At 63.5% G+C, this 19,140-nt stretch carries 18 protein-coding genes; 6 read left to right on the top strand and 12 right to left on the bottom strand.

Going from position 1 to position 19,140, the window contains the following annotated elements:
* Positions 1–218: 218 nt before the first annotated feature.
* Entirely contained in the window at positions 219–860 is a 642-nt protein-coding gene (locus tag LRP30_RS10080; RefSeq protein WP_249760221.1) for a tetratricopeptide repeat protein, read from the bottom strand.
* Between the two features lie 137 nt (positions 861–997).
* Entirely contained in the window at positions 998–1,933 is a 936-nt protein-coding gene (gene htpX / locus LRP30_RS10075; protein ID WP_128938072.1) for a zinc metalloprotease HtpX, read from the bottom strand.
* 229 nt (positions 1,934–2,162) lie between these two features.
* On the opposite strand from htpX, the gene LRP30_RS10070 reads away from it, so the two are divergent.
* Positions 2,163–3,458, top strand: coding sequence for a lytic murein transglycosylase (locus LRP30_RS10070; protein WP_249760220.1), 1,296 nt, complete (start codon positions 2,163–2,165; stop codon positions 3,456–3,458).
* Between the two features lie 104 nt (positions 3,459–3,562).
* Here the strand turns inward: LRP30_RS10070 and LRP30_RS10065 are convergent, their stop codons facing one another.
* Positions 3,563–4,732 (bottom strand): IS481 family transposase, encoded by a 1,170-nt coding sequence (locus LRP30_RS10065; protein ID WP_128936665.1) that lies wholly within the window; start codon positions 4,730–4,732, stop codon positions 3,563–3,565.
* Between the two features lie 226 nt (positions 4,733–4,958).
* Between LRP30_RS10065 and LRP30_RS10060 the strand changes: the two genes are divergently transcribed.
* Positions 4,959–5,462 (top strand): DUF1993 domain-containing protein, encoded by a 504-nt coding sequence (locus tag LRP30_RS10060; protein ID WP_249760219.1) that lies wholly within the window; start codon positions 4,959–4,961, stop codon positions 5,460–5,462.
* Between the two features lie 178 nt (positions 5,463–5,640).
* The gene (locus LRP30_RS10055) at positions 5,641–6,741 is read left to right on the top strand and encodes an alkene reductase (RefSeq protein ID WP_249760218.1); all 1,101 of its coding nucleotides are present in this window, start codon (positions 5,641–5,643) and stop codon (positions 6,739–6,741) included.
* A 366-nt stretch (positions 6,742–7,107) separates the two neighbouring features.
* Here LRP30_RS10055 and LRP30_RS10050 read toward each other — a convergent pair whose 3' ends face one another.
* The gene (locus LRP30_RS10050; RefSeq protein ID WP_249760217.1) at positions 7,108–8,151 is read right to left on the bottom strand and encodes an aromatic ring-hydroxylating dioxygenase subunit alpha; all 1,044 of its coding nucleotides are present in this window, start codon (positions 8,149–8,151) and stop codon (positions 7,108–7,110) included.
* 9 nt (positions 8,152–8,160) lie between these two features.
* A complete protein-coding gene (locus LRP30_RS10045) occupies positions 8,161–9,363 on the bottom strand; it encodes an ABC transporter substrate-binding protein (RefSeq protein ID WP_249760216.1) in 1,203 nt (400 codons plus the stop codon).
* 154 nt (positions 9,364–9,517) lie between these two features.
* Here LRP30_RS10045 and LRP30_RS10040 point away from each other — a divergent pair, with 154 nt between their 5' ends.
* Positions 9,518–10,225: a TetR/AcrR family transcriptional regulator gene (locus LRP30_RS10040; protein WP_249760215.1), complete on the top strand. Its 708-nt coding sequence runs from the start codon at positions 9,518–9,520 to the stop codon at positions 10,223–10,225.
* Positions 10,226–10,412: 187 nt separating this feature from the next.
* Here LRP30_RS10040 and LRP30_RS10035 read toward each other — a convergent pair whose 3' ends face one another.
* From LRP30_RS10035 to glpD, 7 genes are all read right to left on the bottom strand, one after another.
* Positions 10,413–12,155 (bottom strand): ABC transporter substrate-binding protein, encoded by a 1,743-nt coding sequence (locus tag LRP30_RS10035; protein WP_164934424.1) that lies wholly within the window; start codon positions 12,153–12,155, stop codon positions 10,413–10,415.
* A gap of 130 nt (positions 12,156–12,285) precedes the next feature.
* Positions 12,286–12,615 carry a DUF2160 domain-containing protein gene (locus LRP30_RS10030; RefSeq protein WP_128935646.1) on the bottom strand — a complete coding sequence of 110 codons (330 nt, stop codon included), beginning with the start codon at positions 12,613–12,615 and terminating at the stop codon, positions 12,286–12,288.
* Positions 12,616–12,625: 10 nt separating this feature from the next.
* Positions 12,626–13,432 (bottom strand): carbohydrate ABC transporter permease, encoded by an 807-nt coding sequence (locus LRP30_RS10025; protein ID WP_128935647.1) that lies wholly within the window; start codon positions 13,430–13,432, stop codon positions 12,626–12,628.
* Positions 13,432–14,406 (bottom strand): sugar ABC transporter permease, encoded by a 975-nt coding sequence (locus tag LRP30_RS10020; RefSeq protein ID WP_128935648.1) that lies wholly within the window; start codon positions 14,404–14,406, stop codon positions 13,432–13,434. The genes LRP30_RS10025 and LRP30_RS10020 overlap by 1 nt, the downstream gene beginning before the upstream one ends.
* Entirely contained in the window at positions 14,406–15,491 is a 1,086-nt protein-coding gene (locus LRP30_RS10015) for an ABC transporter ATP-binding protein (protein WP_249760214.1), read from the bottom strand. The genes LRP30_RS10020 and LRP30_RS10015 overlap by 1 nt, the downstream gene beginning before the upstream one ends.
* 12 nt (positions 15,492–15,503) lie before the next feature.
* On the bottom strand, positions 15,504–16,643 hold the full coding sequence (locus LRP30_RS10010) for an ABC transporter ATP-binding protein (RefSeq protein ID WP_249760213.1): 1,140 nt from the start codon (positions 16,641–16,643) through the stop codon (positions 15,504–15,506).
* A complete protein-coding gene (glpD, locus tag LRP30_RS10005) occupies positions 16,640–18,190 on the bottom strand; it encodes a glycerol-3-phosphate dehydrogenase (RefSeq protein ID WP_249760212.1) in 1,551 nt (516 codons plus the stop codon). The genes LRP30_RS10010 and glpD overlap by 4 nt, the downstream gene beginning before the upstream one ends.
* A gap of 280 nt (positions 18,191–18,470) precedes the next feature.
* On the opposite strand from glpD, the gene LRP30_RS10000 reads away from it, so the two are divergent.
* Positions 18,471–18,722, top strand: a complete 252-nt coding sequence (locus tag LRP30_RS10000; protein WP_249760211.1) for a type II toxin-antitoxin system prevent-host-death family antitoxin — start codon at positions 18,471–18,473, stop codon at positions 18,720–18,722.
* Entirely contained in the window at positions 18,722–19,138 is a 417-nt protein-coding gene (locus tag LRP30_RS09995) for a type II toxin-antitoxin system VapC family toxin (RefSeq protein WP_249760210.1), read from the top strand. The genes LRP30_RS10000 and LRP30_RS09995 overlap by 1 nt, the downstream gene beginning before the upstream one ends.
* Positions 19,139–19,140 lie beyond the last annotated feature (2 nt).

Raw genomic sequence — 19,140 nt, 5'->3', positions numbered from 1 at the left:
CCTTGCGGGAGAAGGTGGCATAGGCGGCCTTCGGCCGCCGTTCTTGAGAACGCCGATACTTCGCATCGGCTATGGCGCCGGATGAGGGGTTGTTTCCGCAAGTTCAGCCGCAAGAGATTCGCGCGCGGAGAGATACCCCTCACCCGTCTCGCCGCTATCGCGGCGAGCCACCCTCTCCCGCAAGGGGAGAGGGAAGGCAGCGAAGTCTCACGACAATCTCACCTTCTCGGCGCGGCGAGCCGGGTCGGCTCGACATTCGAAAGCTCGGCGAGCTTGGCGCGCGCGGCTTCGCGGGTGCGGGCGTCCTTGCCGGGCGGCAGTGCCAGCGTGGCTTCGAAATCGGCACGTGCATCGTCGGTCTGGCCATGGGCGAGGAATGCGAAGCCCCGGTCGAGGCGGGCCTGCGCATCCGAGGGATCGAGGCGGACCGCGGTGCTGTAGCTCAGGATGGCACGGTCGAGATCGCCCTTGGCGGCGAGCGCGAGACCGCGCTGGTGATAGGGCGCGGCGAGCTTCGGATCATGCGCGATCGCCTCGTCATAATCCGCGATGGCAAGCTCGAGGTCGCCGTTCTGCCGGCGCGCCAGCGCCCGGTCGCGATAGAGTGAGGCGCGGTTGGGATTGAGGTGGATGGCCTCGTCGAAATCGGCGATCGCCCGCCTGAGGTCGCCGTGGCGCAGCGCGGTCCGCCCGCGCCCTTCATAGGCGAAGGCGATCAGCGAGCCGCGCAGCGGCGAGAAGCCGATCACGGCCGAGCAGATGTCGGGATCGTCCTCGTCGCCGCAATTGACGACCATGTGCGTGGACAGCCCAATGAGCACGCAAAGGACGATCAGCAATGGTACGGCAGCTCTGGTCATCTTCGACGCTGGCCGGCTGAGGTCCGGCCACGCATCCCCTTTCGAAGAAATGGTCTCGCCGGGGTGTTAACACCGGCGCCGGGGAATTTGTGTGCGCCAGGTCACAAAGCCTGGCGCAAATTCCAGCCGGTTCCGCGTCAGCCCCAAGGACCACGTGAAGGAGAGGAGCGGCCCCACGGGCTTCGCGGCGGATAGTTCTCGTTGGCGCCGACCGACGGCGCCTGCGCGCCGAGCTCGGCCGCGAGCTGTTGAAGCGCCGCGATGCGGTTCTGGGTCGAGGGATGGGTGGCGAACAGATTGTCGACGCCGTGGCCCGACAGTGGATTGATGATAAACATGTGCGCGGTTGCGGGGTTTCGCTCGGCTTCCAAGTTCGGCACCTGATGCGCGGCGCCCTCGATCTTCACCAGCGCGGACGCCAGCCACATCGGCTGTCCCGCAATGCGCGCGCCGAGATTGTCGGCGGCATATTCGCGCGTGCGGCTGATCGCCATCTGCACCAGCATGGCGCCGAGCGGGGCGAGGATCATCATCAGGATCGAGCCGACGATGCCCAGACCATTGTTGTTGTCGCGATTGCCGCCGAAGAACATGCCGAACTGCGCCAGCATGGAGATCGCGCCGGCGATGGTCGCGGTAACAGTCATCAGAAGCGTGTCGTGATTCTTGATATGCGCGAGCTCATGCGCGATCACGCCGGCGAGCTCCTCGCGGCTGAGCTGGTTCATCAGGCCCGTGGTGACGGCAACCGCGGCGTTCTCGGGATTGCGTCCGGTCGCGAACGCGTTGGGCTGCGGCTCGTCCATCAGGAACACGCGCGGCATCGGCAAGCCGGCGCGGCCGGCAAGCTCGGCGACGAGACCGACCAGCTCCGGCGCGCTGGCACGATCGACCTCGTGGGCGCCGTACATCGAGAGCACCATGCGGTCGGAGTTCCAGTAGGTGAAGAGATTGGTCGCGGCGGCAATGACGAGCGCGATCATGGCGCCCGAGGCACCGCCGATCAGATAGCCCACGCCCATGAACAGGGCAGTGAGGCCTGCGAGCAGCATTGCGGTACGAAGATAGTTCATGGCCGTCTCCTGGCGCGGCCGCGCCGCTGGAGGCATTGCAGGCCGGCAAGCCTGAGGTAGGGATGACCCCGGCCCGGGTGCAAGGTTTCAAGGTGCGTCGCGGGGCCGCGGCTATTGTGGGAAGAGGTCATTCGGGGTCACCCAATGGGCCCGGACTGACGAAGGGAATGGCTCGGCCGCTTTCATTCCTTTAGACTGCGGCAGATTCCTCCTCCCCTCCGGAAACCTCATGCTCCTGACCCGATGTGCGATCGCGACCATTGCTCTCGTCGCGTGCTCCTTTGCTGCCTCCGCCCAGTTCGCGCCAACGCCCGCCAAGCCCGTGGCGCCGAAGGCGCCCTCGCCGCGCGCGGCATCGTGCCACAATGGCGCGAGCTTCGATCGCTTCCTGGCCGACGTGAAGCAACAGGCGGTGGCCGCCGGCGTGTCGCAGCGCACGATCGCGGAAGCCTCGCCGTATCTCGTCTATGACCAGGGCATCGTCAATCGCGACCGCGGCCAGCGCGTGTTCGGTCAGCTCTTCACCGAATTTGCCGGCCGCATGGCCGCATCCTACCGCATGCAGAACGGACAGCAGCACATCAAGCAATACGCGGCCGCATTCGCGCGCGCCGAGAAGGAATATGGCGTGCCGCCGGCCGTGATCGCCGCCTTCGGGGGGCTGGAGAGCGACTTCGGCGCCAACATGGGCAATTTGCCGACGCTGAAATCACTGGTGTCGCTCGCGTATGATTGCCGCCGCTCCGAGATGTTCGTGAACGAGACCATCGCCGCGCTGAAGATCATCGACCGCGGCGATCTGCATCCCGACGAGATGATCGGCTCCTGGGCCGGCGAGCTCGGGCAGACGCAATTCCTGCCCGTGCATTATGTCAACTACGCGGTCGATTATGACGGCGACGGGCGGCGCGACCTGCTGCGCTCGGGACCCGACGTGATCGGCTCGACCGCGAATTACATCGCCAATGGATTGAAATGGCGGCGCGGCGAGCCGTGGTTGGAAGAGATCAAGGTGCCGCAAAACCTGCCGTGGGATAAGACCGATCTCACGGTGCGAGAGCCACGCTCGACCTGGGCCCAGCTCGGGGTGACCTATCCCGACGGACGGCCACTGCCGAATGACAATCTCGCGGGGTCCGTGCTGCTGCCGATGGGGCGCTTTGGACCAGCCTTCATGGCGTATGCGAATTTCGCGGCTTACACCGAGTGGAATAACTCGCTGATCTATTCGACCACCGCGGGCTATCTCGCCTCGCGCATCGCTGGCGCCCCGCCAATGCGCAAGCCAATGACGCCGGTGGCGCAGCTGCCGTTCAACGAGCTCAAGGAATTGCAGCAATTGCTGGTACGTGCCGGCTTCAATGTCGGCAAGGTCGACGGCGTGCTCGGCCAGCAGAGCCGCGCCGCGGTGAAGGCGATGCAGATCAAATACGGCCTGCCGGCCGATTCCTGGCCGACCGCGGAGCTCTTGGCACGCATGCGCGGCGGCACGGCGCAGGCGCAGCCAGCGGGTGTGTTGCGATAGCGGTCCATCCGCTGTCATGCCCAGCGAAAGCGGGCATCCAGTACGCCGCAGCCCATCGGTTCAGCCACAGCCGTCTCGCCGTACTGGATCGCCCGGTCAAGTGTTCAGCCCGGGGACATGACCGACGGGTGTTCGGGGACATAGCCGACACTTTCTCCGCTCGCCAAGTCGATGATAGCGATTTGGTGGGCGGCAAAGAAGATCCCGTATTGCGCATCGTTTGCCGAGGGGCGGATGGCGAGGCGCTCGCCACGGAAGGCCTGTGGCACTTTCCACAGACGTCCCTTGAAGCTGACATAGGCCTTGGTCGTGGAGACGCGGCGCACGATCTCATGGCTGTCGTATTCGACCTGTGGCAATCGATCGGGCATTGGTCGCTGGCTGGGCCGATATCGACTGGCCGGGACCTGTTGTCCGAGCGCCTCGTGTGGCCGTTCGAAGTTGTAGACTTCCCGCCAGGCGTCGAAGGCACGCTGCGTCTCTGCGAGATCGCGGAACTGTCGCAGTGCGAACACCTCAGCCGCGAGGGTGCGGTGGAATCGTTCATTCTTGCCGCGGCTTTGCGGGTGATATGGGCGGCTGCGGATGACGGCGACGCCAAGCTTGAGCAGCCACACCGAGAACCGTGTCCATCGCTCGCCGGAAGGATCACCCCAGGGCGAACCATTGTCGACGAAGAAGGCCTCCGGGAGCCCGTAGTGGCGAAAGGTCTTCTCCAGGCGGCTGCGCACGGTATCTGTGCGTTGATCGGCACAGGCCTGCAGACACAGATCATAGCGGGAGTGGTCATCCACCACCGTCAGAGGATGGCACTGGGTATCATTGCCGAGCCGAACCCAGCCTTTGAAGTCCATCTGCCACAACAGATTGGGGGCCGGCATCTCGAAACGCTGGCTTGCCATCGGGCCGCCGATCGGAGGCTTGATGCGGCCAGACCGACGCAAGATCTGATGAACTGTTGAGACTGCTGGCGAACGCAAACCATTGCGCTCCAGGCAGTGAGCTATCTTGCGAGCTCCCCATGCCGGATGGGCATCGCGCACCGCGAGAATACGTGCCTCGAGCTCGCAATCGGTCTGTCCCGGGCTCGCATGCGGTCGGCGCGAGCGGTCGTTGACATTCTGATCCGCTTGCCATCGTGCAAGCCACTTGTAGCCCGTGTCGGGATGGATATTGAACCGCCGGCAGAGCTCCCGCCGGTTCGCTCCCTCCTGCATCGCAAGCCGCACGAACTCCCGCCGCTGATCCATCACCGACACCTCTCGCCAGGGCATGGACTTGGCCTCCTTTACCGCCAAATCCCTGCACTATGATGTGTCGGCTATGTCCCCGAACACCCGTCGGTCATGTCCCCGGGCTGAACATCAAGCCGGGCGATGACGGTGTGAGAGAATTTTCGCATCGCACAAGCCGCTTCCGCGATTGTATTTTTCCATGACGTTCCCATGTGAGTGGCTCAGGTTTTCTCCTGAGGTTTTCCACCATCACAGCGAGCATCACATGTCCTTCTACGACGCCGTCGTCCCCGCCTATTTGCAAATGCTAAATAGCCTCACCGGCCTGCTCACCAAGGCGGAGGCGCATTGCGCGGCCAAAAAGATCGACCCCGGCGTCCTGCTCGGGTCCCGCCTCTTCCCGGACATGCTGCCGCTGTCGAAGCAGATCCAGCTCGTCAGCGATTTCGCCACCAAGGGCTGCGCGCGGCTGACCCACAGCGAGGTGCCGTCGACGCCCGACACGGAGATCAGCTTCGCGGAATTGAAGCAGCGGCTGGCGAAGACGATCGACTACGTGAAGTCGTTCAAGCCCGAGCAGTTCGAAGGTGCCGACGTCAAGGACGTCACCTTCCCGGCCGGTCCGGACAAATCCATCACCATGAAGGGCCAGCAATTCCTGAGCGCGTTCTCGCTGCCGAACTTCTATTTCCACGCCGCAATCGCCCACGGTATTTTGCGCCACAACGGCGTCGAGATCGGCAAACGCGATTTCCTCGGCGCGAACTGATTTGCCAAATCGCACGGCCGCGTAGCGGAATTTCCCTGCCGTGGCCGAAATTGCACATGAATCATGCTACGCGGCCTTGCCGCGTAGCTCGCCTGCAGTTTGAGTATGGCTCCGCCCTTGCGCCTGATGTCGCGATGCACAAGTGTTCGTGACCTCTCATTGCCTGGAAACATTCCCCATGAGCCGTCCGACCAAATTGTTTGAGACCTACAAGCTCGGCCCGATCACGCTGGCCAACCGCCTGGTGATGGCGCCGCTGACGCGCAACCGTGCCGCGCCCGGCACGTTCGTGCCCAGCCCTCTCGCCGCCGATTATTACAGCCAGCGCGCCTCCGCCGGGCTTCTGATCACCGAAGCGAGCCAGGTCTCGCAGCAAGGTCAGGGCTACCAGGACACGCCCGGCATCTATTCCAAGGACCAGGTCGCCGGCTGGCGCAAGGTCACCGATCGCGTGCATGAGCGCGGCAGCAAGATCTTCATCCAGCTCTGGCATGTCGGCCGCATCTCGCATGTCGATCTCCAGGCGAATGGCGCAGCCCCGGTGGCGCCGAGCGCGATCCGCGCCAAAGGCAAGACATTCGTGAACGGCACCTTCGCCGACGTCTCGGAGCCGCGGGCGCTCGAGGTCTCCGAAATTCCGGGGATCATCGACGACTTCAAGCGTGCGACGAAGAATGCGCTCGAAGCCGGTTTCGACGGCGTCGAGATCCACGGCGCCAACGGCTATCTGCTCGACCAGTTCGCCCGGGACGGCGCCAACAAGCGCACCGATGCCTATGGCGGCTCGATCGAGAACCGCGCGCGGCTGATGCTCGAGGTCTCCAAGGCGGTTGCAACTGAGGCCGGCGCCGACCGCACCGGCATCCGCATCTCGCCGGTTACGCCGGCCAACGACCTCTCCGACTCCAACCCACAAGCCTTGTTCGATCACATCGTCGACGGTCTCAGCGCGCTCAAGCTGGTCTATCTCCACGTGGTCGAGGGCGCCACCGGCGGTCCGCGCGACATCGCGCCGTTCGACTATGCATCCTTGCGCAAGCGCTTTGCCGGCGCCTACGTCGCCAACAACGGCTACGATTTCGATCTCGCCACCAAGGTGCTGGACGCGGACGCTGCCGACCTGATCGCCTTCGGCAAGCCCTTCATCTCCAACCCCGACCTGGTCGAGCGGCTGAAGCAGGGCGTAGGCCTGAACGATTGGGACAAGGCCACATTCTACGGCGGCGGCGCCAAGGGGTACACGGATTACCCGACGCTGGCGGCGGAGCCGGCGGAGTAAGGCGCATACGCTGTCATGCCCCGCCACCGGGTCTCGCCTCCGGCGAGCCCGATGGCGGGCTCCGGCGGGACATCCAGTACGCCGCATCTTCTCGATTCAATCACGACCGTCTCTGGAATACTGGATCGCCCGCCTTCGCGGGCGATGACACCGAATGTGTGGGACGCTTGTGCCACAAGCTCGTCATTGCGAGGAGTTCGCGACAAAATTGCGAAGCAATTTTGCGCTGGCGATGAAGCAATCCAGACTGGCTCCGCGGAAAGACTCTGGATTGCTTCGCTGCGCTCGCAATGACGGCGCGGTTGCAGGGTGCGCTCACCAACAAAGAAGGTCGGGGTTGCACCCGGCCTGTACCTGCCGGCAGACTCACGCCAATGCGCGTGTCTCAGTTTCTGCAGTCACCATGCGTTCCACGATGCGACGCATGCGCTGCGGGGCGGCATCGATGGCGAGGCGGATGGTCTTGGCATTGGGGCGCGCCTGCACGACCTCCTCGATGCGCTCCAGAATCTCCTTGTCCTCGTTAAAGGCGATACGGAAATCGGCGTGCAGGCGCTGATCGACATCGGCATCGTCAAGCGCAAAATTGCGAATATGAAGCCAGTGATCGATGCAGATGTGATCGTCGACCGGCGTGATGAAGTGGCATGCGAAGATGCGCAACCCCCTGCCCCGGTCTGTGGCATCGACGATCTTGCCTACGTCCGCGCTGCCGAAATCGATCACCGCGATACAGGGCGCGATATAGTCGTAATAGTGCCAGCGATCGACATTGCCGGCGAAATTGCCGTACTTGGCGAACAGCGGGATCGGCGGCGCGTTCCTGATCCACCGCCACACCAGAACGCCATCCTCGGAAAAAGTGTGCTCGACCGGAATGTCTTCGCTGGCCGAATTGCCGAGCGTCGACAGGTGGACGAAGCTGACATGCGCGGGATCGCAGAGATTGTCGGCGAGGTTGAGATAGTTGGTTTCGATTCGAAGAGCGTCTCCTTCCGCCGCATGCCAGTCGTTCTGACCGTATTGCGGCAGATCATAAATCCGCGACGGGTCGGCGAGCGCGGGATCGCCGGGCCAGATCCAGACCAGTCCCATCTTCTCCCTGAGCGGATAGGACGACACCCGTGCATTCGGCGGGATCATCGACTGCCCCGGAATCCGGACACAGCGCCCGTTGGCCCCAAATGTCATTCCGTGATAGCCGCACTCGATTGCATCGCCCTTGAGCTTGCCCATCGACAGCGGCGCCAATCGATGTGGGCATGCGTCGTCGAGCGCAACGACGCCGCCCGCTTCGCTGCGGTAGACGACAAGGTCCATGCCGAGAATGCGGTGGCGCGACAACGTGCGCGTGACGTTGCGCGACCACGTCAGCGGGTACCAAGTGTTGCGGGGAGCAAGCAGGTTCATGCGGCACCTCTAGTTCTTGAGCTTGGCCATCACCTCGGCGTCGGCGGGCTGGTAGTCGGCGCCGTCGACATAGCGCCAGTCGGTCATCACGCCCTGGCCGTCCCGTACTGCGAGCCTGCCGACATAGACGCCCATGGTGGATTGATGGTCGATCGCACGGAAGGCGATCGGCCCGACCGGCGTGTCGACCTTCAGATGCTCCATCGCCTTGATCAGATCATCGGTCTTGGTGGAGCCGGCCATCTCGATCGCCTTCGCGAGAACCAGCGTGTTGGTGTAGCCGATGAGTGCGCCGATGTTGGGCGGCTCTTTGAAACGAGCGACATAAGCTTGCAGGAACGCATCATGGGCCGGGGTCTTGATCTCGCTCCAGGGATATCCGGTGACCAGCCAACCGGGCGGCGCCTCGTCCCTCAGCGGCGCGAGATATTCCGGCTCCCCGGAGAGGATGCTGACGACAGCGCGGTTTGCGAACGCCTTGCGCGTCGACCCCTCGCGCACGAACTTGGCGAGGTCGGCCCCGAATGTCGCGTTGAAGATGGCGTCCGGGCTCTCCGCCATCATCGCCTGCACGACCGCACCTGCATCGATCTTGCCGAGAGGCGGCCATTGTTCGGAGACGAATTCGACGTCGGGCTTCAATCGCTTCAGTTCGCGCTTGAAGCTCGCCACCGCCGCCTGACCGAACTCGTAGTTCGGTGCAATCGTCGCCCAGCGCCGCGCGGGGAACTTGGCCGCCTCCTTTGCGAGGATGGACGCCTGGGTATACGTGCTCGGCCGCAGCCTGAACGTATAGCGATTGCCCTTCTCCCAGATGAGGGCGTCAGTCAGGGGCTGTGAGGCGAGGAAGAATGTCCGCTTCTGCTTTGCGAAATCGGCGACGGCGAGGCCAACATGGGAGAGGATCGTGCCCGTCAGGAGGTCGACCTGCTCACCGTCGACGAGCTGACCGGCTGCGGTGATGGCGACGTCCGGTTTGCCGGCGTCGTCACGGGCGATGATCTCGAGCTTGCGGCCGAGCACGCCGCCTTTGCCGTTGATCTCGTCGCGCGCGAGCTCCCAGCCCTGGCGATAGCCGCGGGTCCCCAGCGGGAGGGCCGAATAGCTTGAGATATCTCCGATCCTGATCGGCGGCGGCTCTGCGGCCCGACCTGCGCCGCAGGCCACCGCCAGGACAAGTCCGACGAACTTCGCAACAGCCAAAATGCGCATATCAGCCTCCCGCCATTGGGACCAGCTTATGTATGTAGTACTTACTACATAGCGAATACCAAGAGCTAGTGATTGTCAATGGCGAAGAAATCGGCGGGCTTGCCAAAAAAACGGCAAGCCCCATCCTGCTGGTTGTGATTCCCTGGGATACGCGATGCCCAACGATACAGAGCTGCCAGCCCGTACACTGGCCGGCCCGCGCCTCAAGCGGGCAGCCAAGCGGAAAAAAGCTTCAACGGTTCGACGGACGCGAGCGCCCGATCAGACCCGCGAGGCCATTCTGCGTGCGGCCGTCGCCGAGTTCGCCCGCGAGGGCTATGGCGGCGCGCGGGTCGACCGCATCAGCAAGGCCGCCAAGAGCAACGACCGGATGCTCTATTACTACTTCAAGAGCAAGGAGAAGCTCTTTCATCAGGTCATCGAGCATTGCTATGCCGATCTGGTCGCGTCGGAAGAGGCGCTCGATCTCGACTTTTCCAGCCCGCGCCAGGCGCTGGCGGCACTCGTCGCCTTCAATTGGAACTACTATTGGGCCCACCCGGAACTATTGAGCATTCTCGCTACGGAGAATCTCTTCAAGGGTCGTCACGTCAAGAACAACATCCGCCGCAGCTTCGCAAATACCCAACTGGGCATGCTGGAGCGCGTGCTCCAGAGCGGCATCGAGCGGCGTGAGTTCAGGCCGGACTGTGACCGCCTCCACCTTTATCTGTCGATCCTATCGCTGACCTATTTCTACCGCGCCAACCTCTATACGCTGTCGAGCTACATGCAGACCGACCTCGCCGATCAGGAGATGCGGAGGGCGTGGCTTGCACATGTGCAGGCCATGATCGAGGATCTGGTGAGACGGAAGGAGTGAAGGCGCGCGCTACAGGCTCGTCATGGCGAGCGCAGCGAAGCAAACCAGAATCCTTCCGCGGCGACAGTCTGGATTGCTTCGCTGCGCTCGCAATGACGGTGTGGAGACAGCGCGCCGAACTCCAGAAAAAGGAGAAAGGCCGGGATCGCTCCCGGCCTTTCGTGCTTGATGATGCTTTACGCGCCGCTTACTTCGCTTCCGCGCGCTTGGGCGGGGTGGCCGGCCACGACTTGATCAGCGTGTCGTAGTCGACCGTCTCGCCCTTCGGCTTCTCGTTGGCGAGCTTGCGCTGCGGGGCAATCGTGCCGTCCTTCTGGGCCTTGGCGAACCAGTATTCGGCCGACTCCTTCTTGTGCAGCTTCGGACCGCAGGCGCCCTGCACGCCGGACTTCTCCAGGCGCTCCATGACGGAGTCCTGGGCGGCCGCAAGGGCATCCATCGCGGCTTGCGGCGTCTTCGCACCGGACGATGCATCGCCGATGTTCTGCCACCAGAGCTGCGCGAGCTTCGGATAGTCGGGCACGTTGTTGCCGGTCGGGGTCCACTGCACGCGGGCGGGCGAACGGTAGAACTCGATCAGGCCGCCGAGCTTCGGCGCACGTTCCGTGAAGGACTTATCCCAGATGTCGGATTCACGGATGAAGGTGAGACCGACATGGCTCTTCTTCAGGCTCACCGACTTGGAGACGATGAACTGGAGATAGAGCCAGGCTGCCTTGCGGCGGTCCGCCGGAGTCGACTTCAGCAGCGTCGCTGAGCCGGCGTCCTGGTAGCCGAGCTTCATGCCTTCCTTCCAGTACGAGCCATGCGGCGACGGAGCCATGCGCCATTTTGGCGTACCGTCCGCGTTCACCACCGGCAGACCCGGCTTCACCATGTCGGCGGTGAAGGCGGTGTACCAGAACATCTGCTGGGCGATGTTGCCCTGCGCCGGCACCGGGCCGGCCTCCGAGAAGGTCATGCCCTGCGCCTGCGGGGGCGCGTACTTCTTCAGCCACTCGAGATACTTGGTGATCGAGTAGACCGCGGCCGGGCCGTTGGTGTCGCCACCACGCTCCACTGAGGAGCCGACCGGACGGCAGCCTTCCATACGGATGCCCCACTCGTCGACCGGCAGGCCGTTCGGAATGCCCTTGTCACCGTTGCCGGCCATCGACAGCCAGGCGTCGGTGAAACGCCATCCGAGCGAGGGGTCCTTCTTGCCATAATCCATATGGCCGTAGACCTTGACGCCGTTGATCTCCTTGATGTCGTTGGTGAAGAACTCGGCGATGTCCTCATAGGCGGACCAGTTCACGGGCACGCCGAGCTCGTAGCCATACTTGGCCTTGAACTTGGCCTTGTAGTCGGGATTGGTGAACCAGTCGTAGCGGAACCAGTAGAGGTTGGCGAACTGCTGGTCGGGAAGCTGATATAGCTTGCCGTCCGGCCCCGTGGTGAACGACTTGCCAATGAAGTCGTTGACGTCGAGCATGGGATCGGTGACGTCCTTGCCCTCGCCGGTCATGTAATCCGACAGCACGATGGTCTGGCCGTAGCGGAAGTGCGTGCCGATCAGGTCGGAATCGTTGATCCAGCCGTCATAGACGTTCTTGCCCGACTGCATCTGGGTCTGGAGCTTCTCGACGACGTCACCTTCCTGGATGAGGTCGTGCTTGAGCTTGATGCCGGTGAGCTCGGAGAACGCCTTGGCCAGCGTCTGCGATTCATATTCGTGGGTCGTGATGGTCTCGGAGACGACGTTGATCTCCATGCCCTTGAAGGGTTCGGCGGCCTTGGCGAACCATTCCAGCTCCTTCTTCTGGTCTTCCTTCGACAGCGTCGAGGGCTGGAATTCCGCGATCCACTTCTGGATCACGGCGTCGTCGGCGGCGCGAACCGGCGCCGAGACAGCGAACGACACCGCAACAATCGCGGCGACGCTGGACATGGTCAGAAAGCTATTCTTGGTCAATGGACCTTTCCTTCTCCTAAACTGTCGCATGTTATTCCTCCGTTGCAGCGACAAACTTTTATACAGGCCCGGGTTGGTCCCGGATCTGGCCGTCCCTTCGCAAGCTTCAGACCGTGCGGAAAATGAGCACGGCCGTGGCCAGCGAAATTCCTGACGCGAGCCACAGGCTCGAGATCTCAAAACCCTCCTCACCGATCGGCAGCGTGGCGATCGCATCGGTGCCGACGAGGCCGATCCACACGAGGTGAATGACGGCGGCCGCGATCAGCGAGATGAACAGGCGGTCGCCGCGCGTGGTCGGAATGCTGAGTACGCCGACGCGCTCGGCCTCGGGATAGACCGCGGCAAGCCACGTCATCACGGCCAGCGTGCAGGCGAGCGCGGCGAAGAAGATCGCGGTCGGCAGCGTCCAGGCCATCCATGCGATTGATTCCATGCTCGCCTCCTTACACGCGACCGAGCGCAAAGCCGCGCGCGATATAGTTGCGGACGAACCAGATCACGAGCGCGCCCGGAATGATGGTGAGCACGCCGGCGGCGGCGAGCAGGCCCCAGTCCATGCCGGCGGCCGACACCGTGCGCGTCATGATCGCGGCGATCGGCTTGGCCTGCACCGAGGTCAGCGTGCGTGCGAGCAGGAGCTCGACCCAGGAGAACATGAAGCAGAAGAACGCGGCGACGCCGATGCCGCTCGCGATCAGCGGCACCAGGATCCTGATGAAGAAGCGCGGGAACGAATAGCCGTCGAGGAAGGCAGTCTCATCGATCTCGCGCGGCACGCCGGAGACGAAGCCTTCGAGGATCCACACCGCCAGCGGTACGTTGAAGATGCAGTGCGCCAGCGCGACCGCCCAGGGCGTATCGAACAGGCCGATCGCCGAATAGAGGTTGAAGAACGGCAGCGCATAGACCGCGGCCGGCGCCATGCGGTTCGACAAGAGCCAGAAGAACAGGTGCTTGTCGCCGAGGAAGCGGTAACGCGAGAACGCGTAGGCCGCCGGCAGCGCCACCGCGATCGAGATGATGGTGTTGAGGACAACGTATTCCAGCGAGTTGATATAGCCGGAATACCAGCTCTCGTCGGTGAAGATGCGCTTGTAGTGCTGCAGCGTCGGGGTGTGCGGCCACAGCGTCATCGTCGAGACGATCTCGCTGTTGGTCTTGAAGCTCATGTTGACGAGCCAGTAGATCGGCAACAACAGGAAGATCAGGAACAGCCCCATGACGAGGCGGCGGCCGGGGATCGAATGCATCAGGCCACTCCTTCCTTAGGCTTGAGCGCGGGCACGGGCTTGAGCCCAGCCACAGGCTTGGGCTCCACCGCCGGCTCGCTCTCCGCCTGGACTTTGCGTTCGACGCCGGCATTGGTCATGACGGTGTAGAAGATCCAACAGACGATCAGGATGATCAGATTGTAGACCAGCGACAGCGCGGCGGCCTTGCCGAGGTCGAACTGGCCGAGCGCGATCTTGACGAGCTCAATCGACACGAAGGTCGTGGAGTTGCCGGGCCCGCCGCCGGTGACGACGAAGGGCTCGGTGTAGATCATGAAACTGTCCATGAAGCGCAACAGCACAGCGATCAAGAGCACGCGGTTCATCTTCGGCAGCTGGATCGCCTTGAACACGGCCCAGCGCGAGGCGCCGTCGATTTGGGCGGCCTGGTAATAGGCTTCGGGAATCGACTTCAGGCCGGCATAGCAGAGCAGCGCGACGAGGCTGGTCCAGTGCCAGACATCCATCACGATGACGGTGACCCAGGCGTCGATGTCGTTGGAGACGTAATTGTAGTCGAAGCCCATCGCGTTGAGGACATAGCCGAGCAGGCCGATGTCCGGACGGCCGAAGATCTGCCAGATCGTGCCGACCACGTTCCACGGAATCAATAGCGGCAGCGCGAGGATCACGAGGCAGGCCGCAACGGTCCAGCCCTCGCGCGGCATCGACAGCGCGACGACGATGCCGAGCGGCACCTCGATGGCGAGAATCACCAGCGAGAAAAACAGATTACGGCCGAGCGAGGCGAGGAAGCGGCCGCCGAGATCGGTCGAAGGATCGAGCAGCTCCTTGAACCAGCCGACGCCGTTCCAGAAGAACTGGTTGTTGCCGAAGGTGTCCTGCATCGAATAGTTCACCACCGTCATCAGCGGCAGCACCGCCGAGAAGGCGACGACCAGGAACACCGGCAGCACCAGGAACCAGGCTTTTTGGTTGACGGTCTTGTCCATCAGGCGGCTCCCTCCACCAGAAGGCTGTCGGCATAGACGTGGACATGCGACGGATCGAATTGCAGCCCGGCGTTGCCATCCGGGCTGGTGAAGCCGCCAGGGGCGCGCGCCGCGAGCTTTGCGTCCCCGAGCCGCGCTCGCGCGAAACGGATGCGACCGAGATCGTCGATGCGCTCGATCTTCGCGGTGAGCAGGTCGGGCGCGGGCGCGACGACCTCGACGAATTCGGGACGGACGCCGATCTCGATCTTCGCGCCCGAAGGCAGATTGTCGTAGCTGCGGTTGAGCGCGATGACATGGCCGCCGATCCGCGCCTCGCGTCCCCTCACCTCCGCGGGCAGGATGTTCATGCCGGGCGAGCCGATGAAATAGCCGACGAAGGTGTGCGCCGGCCTGTCGAACAGTTCGGCCGGCGTGCCGCTCTGCACCACGCGGCCGTCATGCATGACGACCACGGTGTCGGCGAAGGTCAGCGCCTCGGTCTGGTCATGGGTAACGTAGATCATCGTGAGATCGAGCTCGCGATGCAGCGCCTTCAGCTTGGAGCGGAGCTGCCATTTCAGCTCCGGATCGATCACCGTCAGCGGCTCATCGAACAGCACGGCGGCGACGTCGGAACGCACCAGGCCGCGGCCGAGCGAGATCTTCTGCTTGGCGTCGGCCGTGAGCCGCGTCGCCTTGCGGTTCAGATAGGGTTCGAGATCGAGCAGGCGGCCGATCTCGGCAACGCGCTTGTCGATTTCGGCCTTCGGCACGCCGCGGTTCTTCAGCGGAAACGCCAGGTTCTGCCCCACCGTCATGGTGTCGTAAATCACCGGAAACTGGAATACCTGGGCGATGTTGCGCTTCTGGGTTGACAGCGGTGTGATGTCCACCCCATCGAACATGATCCTTCCGCGCGAGGGCGTGATGATGCCGGAGATGACGTTGAGCAGCGTGGTCTTGCCGCAGCCGGACGGCCCGAGCAGCGCATAGGCGCCGCCCTGCCGCCACGTCATGGTGACGGGCTTCAGCGCAAAGCTATCCGGCGCGGCATCATTGCCGCCGTAGGAGTGCGCGAGATCGACGAGGTCAATGCGGGCCATGTCGCACCTCCCTCAAGAGCTTTTTCTGTTTGACGCGTTTTCTTCACGCGAACCGCTACGCACTTCGCTTGAAAACGCTATGCCAGGAGCCGCGACGAGCCGGTCGGCCGCGTCGAAGACAAAGACATCATTGGGATCGAGCACGGCATCGATGGTCTGGCCCGGCTCGAACTCATGCACGCCGTGCAGCACCGCCACCCAATTCAATCCGTCGCGGGTCAGATGCACGAAACTCTCCGAACCGGTGATCTCGGTCACCGTCACCGTGGCATGGAAGGCGTGGCGGTCGGCCTCGCCATCGGCAAGGGCGAGCTGATGCGCGCGGAAGCCGACGCGATAGGCGCCGTCGGCAAGGCCTGCATAGAGCCCCCTGGCCGGTGAGGTCGTGCCGCCGGCATATTGCACGGAGCCGTTCTTCTTCTCGAGACCGACGAGATTCAGCGGCGGATCCGAAAACACCTGGGCGACGCGCAGCGTCTGCGGGCGGCGGTAGACGTTGGCGGTCTCGCCCATCTGAAGCGCCCGGCCCTCCCACATGCACACCGTATTGCCGCCGAGCAGCAGCGCTTCGGTCGGCTCGGTCGTGGCATAGACGAAGATCGCGCCGGAAGCCTCGAAGATGCGCGGCAGCTCGGCGCGCAGCTCCTCGCGCAGCTTGTAGTCGAGATTGGCGAGCGGCTCGTCGAGCAGCACGAGGTCGGCGCCCTTGACCAGCGCGCGCGCGATCGCGGTACGCTGCTGCTGGCCACCGGAGAGCTGGAGCGGCGTGCGCTTCAGGAACGGCTCGAGGCGGAGCAGTCTTGCAGCCTCCGCGACACGCGCCTCGATCTCGTCGCGCGGCTTGCCCTGCACGCGCAAGGGCGAGGCGATGTTCTCATACACCGTGAGCGAGGGGTAATTGATGAACTGCTGATAGACCATCGCGACCGAACGCTGGCGCACATCGGCGCCGGTGACGTCCTTGCCATTGACCAGCACCTTGCCCGTGGTCGGCTTGTCGAGGCCGGCGAGCAGCCGCATGATCGAGGTCTTGCCTGACAGCGTCGGGCCGAGCAGCACGTTGAGGGTTCCGCTCTCGAGCGTCAGCGAGACGTCGCGGATGTGCGGGACGCCTTCGACAGTCCGGGTCACGTGATCGAGTGTCACGGTCATGAGCGCCCTCCCGCTTCCAGCAGGGGAGTTTGCGGCACGGCGTGGGTCCTGATCCAGTCGTCAAGCGCCGCGATCTCGTCGGCAGATAGTCGCAGGCCGAGCTTGGACCGGCGCCAGACGATGTCGTCGGCGGTGACGGCCCATTCATTGGCCATGAGATAGCGGACCTCGCGCTCGGTCAGCGTCGCACCAAAGGCCTGGCCGAGATCGGCGGCCGATTTCGCATCGCCGAGCAGCTTGATCGCCCTTGTGCCGTAGGCGCGGGCGAGGCGCCGCGCATGCTCGTGGCTGAGGAAGGGATAGCCGCGCTGGAGCTCGGCGATCAGGCCGTCGATGTCGGACACGTTCATGTCGCCGCCGGGCAGCGGCCATTTGCCGGTCCAGCCCTCGCGCGCTTTCGCGCTGCGAAGATAAGGCGCGAGCCGTTCCAGGGCCTCTTCGGCGAGGCGGCGGTAGGTCGTGATCTTGCCGCCATAGATCGACAGCAGCGGCGCGCCGCCGGGTGTGTCGAGCTCGAACACATAGTCGCGGGTTGCGGCCTTGGCTTCGCTGGCGCCGTCGTCATAGAGCGGGCGCACCCCGGAATAGGTCCAGACCACGTCCTCTGGCGTGACCGGTTTGGCCAGATATTCGCTGGCGGCAGCGCAAAGATACTGGATCTCCTCAGGTGTCGCCTTCACCTTGGCGGGATCGCCGTCATAGTCGCGGTCGGTGGTGCCGATCAGCGTGAAATCGTCCTGGTACGGGATCACGAAGATGATGCGGCCGTCGGCGTTCTGGAACATGTAGGCGCGGTCGTGGTCGTAGAGCTTCTTGACCACGATGTGCGAGCCCTGGACCAAGCGTACCTTGGCCTTCGCGTTGACGCCGGCGCCGCGGCCGAGCACGTCCTCGACCCAGGGACCACCGGCATTGACCAGCGCGCGCGCCTGGATCGACGAGCGCGCGCCAGTCAGCGTGTCGACCATGCTCACGGTCCAGATGCCGTCGGACTGGCGGATCTCGGTCGCGCGGGTGCGGGTGCGGATCTCGGCGCCCTTGTCGGCGGCATCGCGCGCGTTCAGCACGACGAGGCGGGCGTCATCGACGAAGCAGTCGGAATATTCGAATGCGCGGGAGTAGCGGTTCGGGATCAGCGGGCGGCCGACCTCGTCGCGTCGGAGATCGACCGTGCGCGTGGCGGGCAGCAGGTGGCGGCCGCCGATATGGTCATAGAGGAAGAGGCCGAGGCGCAGCAGCCAGGCCGGGCGCAGGCCGGCGTGATGCGGCAGGACGAACCTCAGGGGGCGGATGATGTGGGGCGCGATGCCCCAGAGGATCTCGCGCTCGATCAGCGCCTCGCGGACTAGGCGGAACTCGTAATATTCGAGATAGCGCAGGCCGCCATGCACCAGCTTGGTCGACCAGGACGACGTCCCGCTCGCCAGATCGTTCATTTCGCACAGGAAAACCGTGTTGCCGCGGCCCACCGCATCGCGCGCGATGCCGCAGCCGTTCACACCGCCTCCGATAATGGCGAGGTCGAAAATACGCTCCAACAGACGCATCCCCCGAAGACCGCCCGTTCCATCGAGCGGCTACTTTCGTTTTTGATTAGATCACACCGGAAAACGAAAGCAAGATGAAAGAGAGGTGAAAGGAAGTGAAAGCGGAACATTTTATGTGGGCGTTGCGAGGGACAAGCCGCAATGTAGCGGAGACCCAAAGCAGGACTCACTGAAATGGAGCGGGGAATCGAGCTACCAGTAAATGCGTTGACTGCTTAAATGTAGTAACATGCCTACATAAGATTTGTACCGGCGAAGCCCCGGCCAGGAGGTGCAAGCAATGGTGACCACTCTCACCAGCCGAGAGTTCAATCACGATACCAGCGGCGCAAAAAAAGCGGCTTCGCGGGGACCGGTCTTTATTACGGACCGCGGCCGCCCGGCCCATGTCCTGCTGACGATCGAAGATTATTTGCGCCTAGCTGGCGGGCACATGAGCCTTGCCGAAGCCTTGGCGCAGGCCGGAACGGACTTCGATTTCGATCCGCCGCGCATTGCCAGTGGGATCTTCAAGCCGGCCGATCTCGACTGATGTTTCTGCTGGACACCAATGTCATTTCCGAACTGAGGCGACCAAATAAAGCTCATCGCAACGTCGCCGCCTGGGCCAGCTCAATTCCGGCGGCAAGCTTCTTCATATCCGTCATCTCGATACTCGAAATCGAACTTGGCGCACGCCTTATCGAGCGCAAAGACACCACGCAAGGAGCCATTCTGCGCGCTTGGATCGACAACCAATTTCTGGCTCGCTTTGAAGACCGAATCCTGGCCATCGACACGGCCGTGGCGCAGCGCTGCGCCCAACTTCACGTTCCCAACCCGCGCGCCGAACGCGACGCTCTTATTGCGGCAACCGCGTTTGTTCACGGCTTGACGATCGTTACGCGCAACGTCGGGGATTTCGAACCTACCGGCGTGCCGCTGCTCAACCCGTGGGGCGACGCCTAAGG

It is taken from the genome of Bradyrhizobium sp. C-145, assembly GCF_023375135.1.
Lineage (GTDB): Bacteria > Pseudomonadota > Alphaproteobacteria > Rhizobiales > Xanthobacteraceae > Bradyrhizobium > Bradyrhizobium zhanjiangense.
Note: the sequence above shows the minus strand (reverse complement) of the source record. Positions and strands in the feature narration are given on the sequence as shown.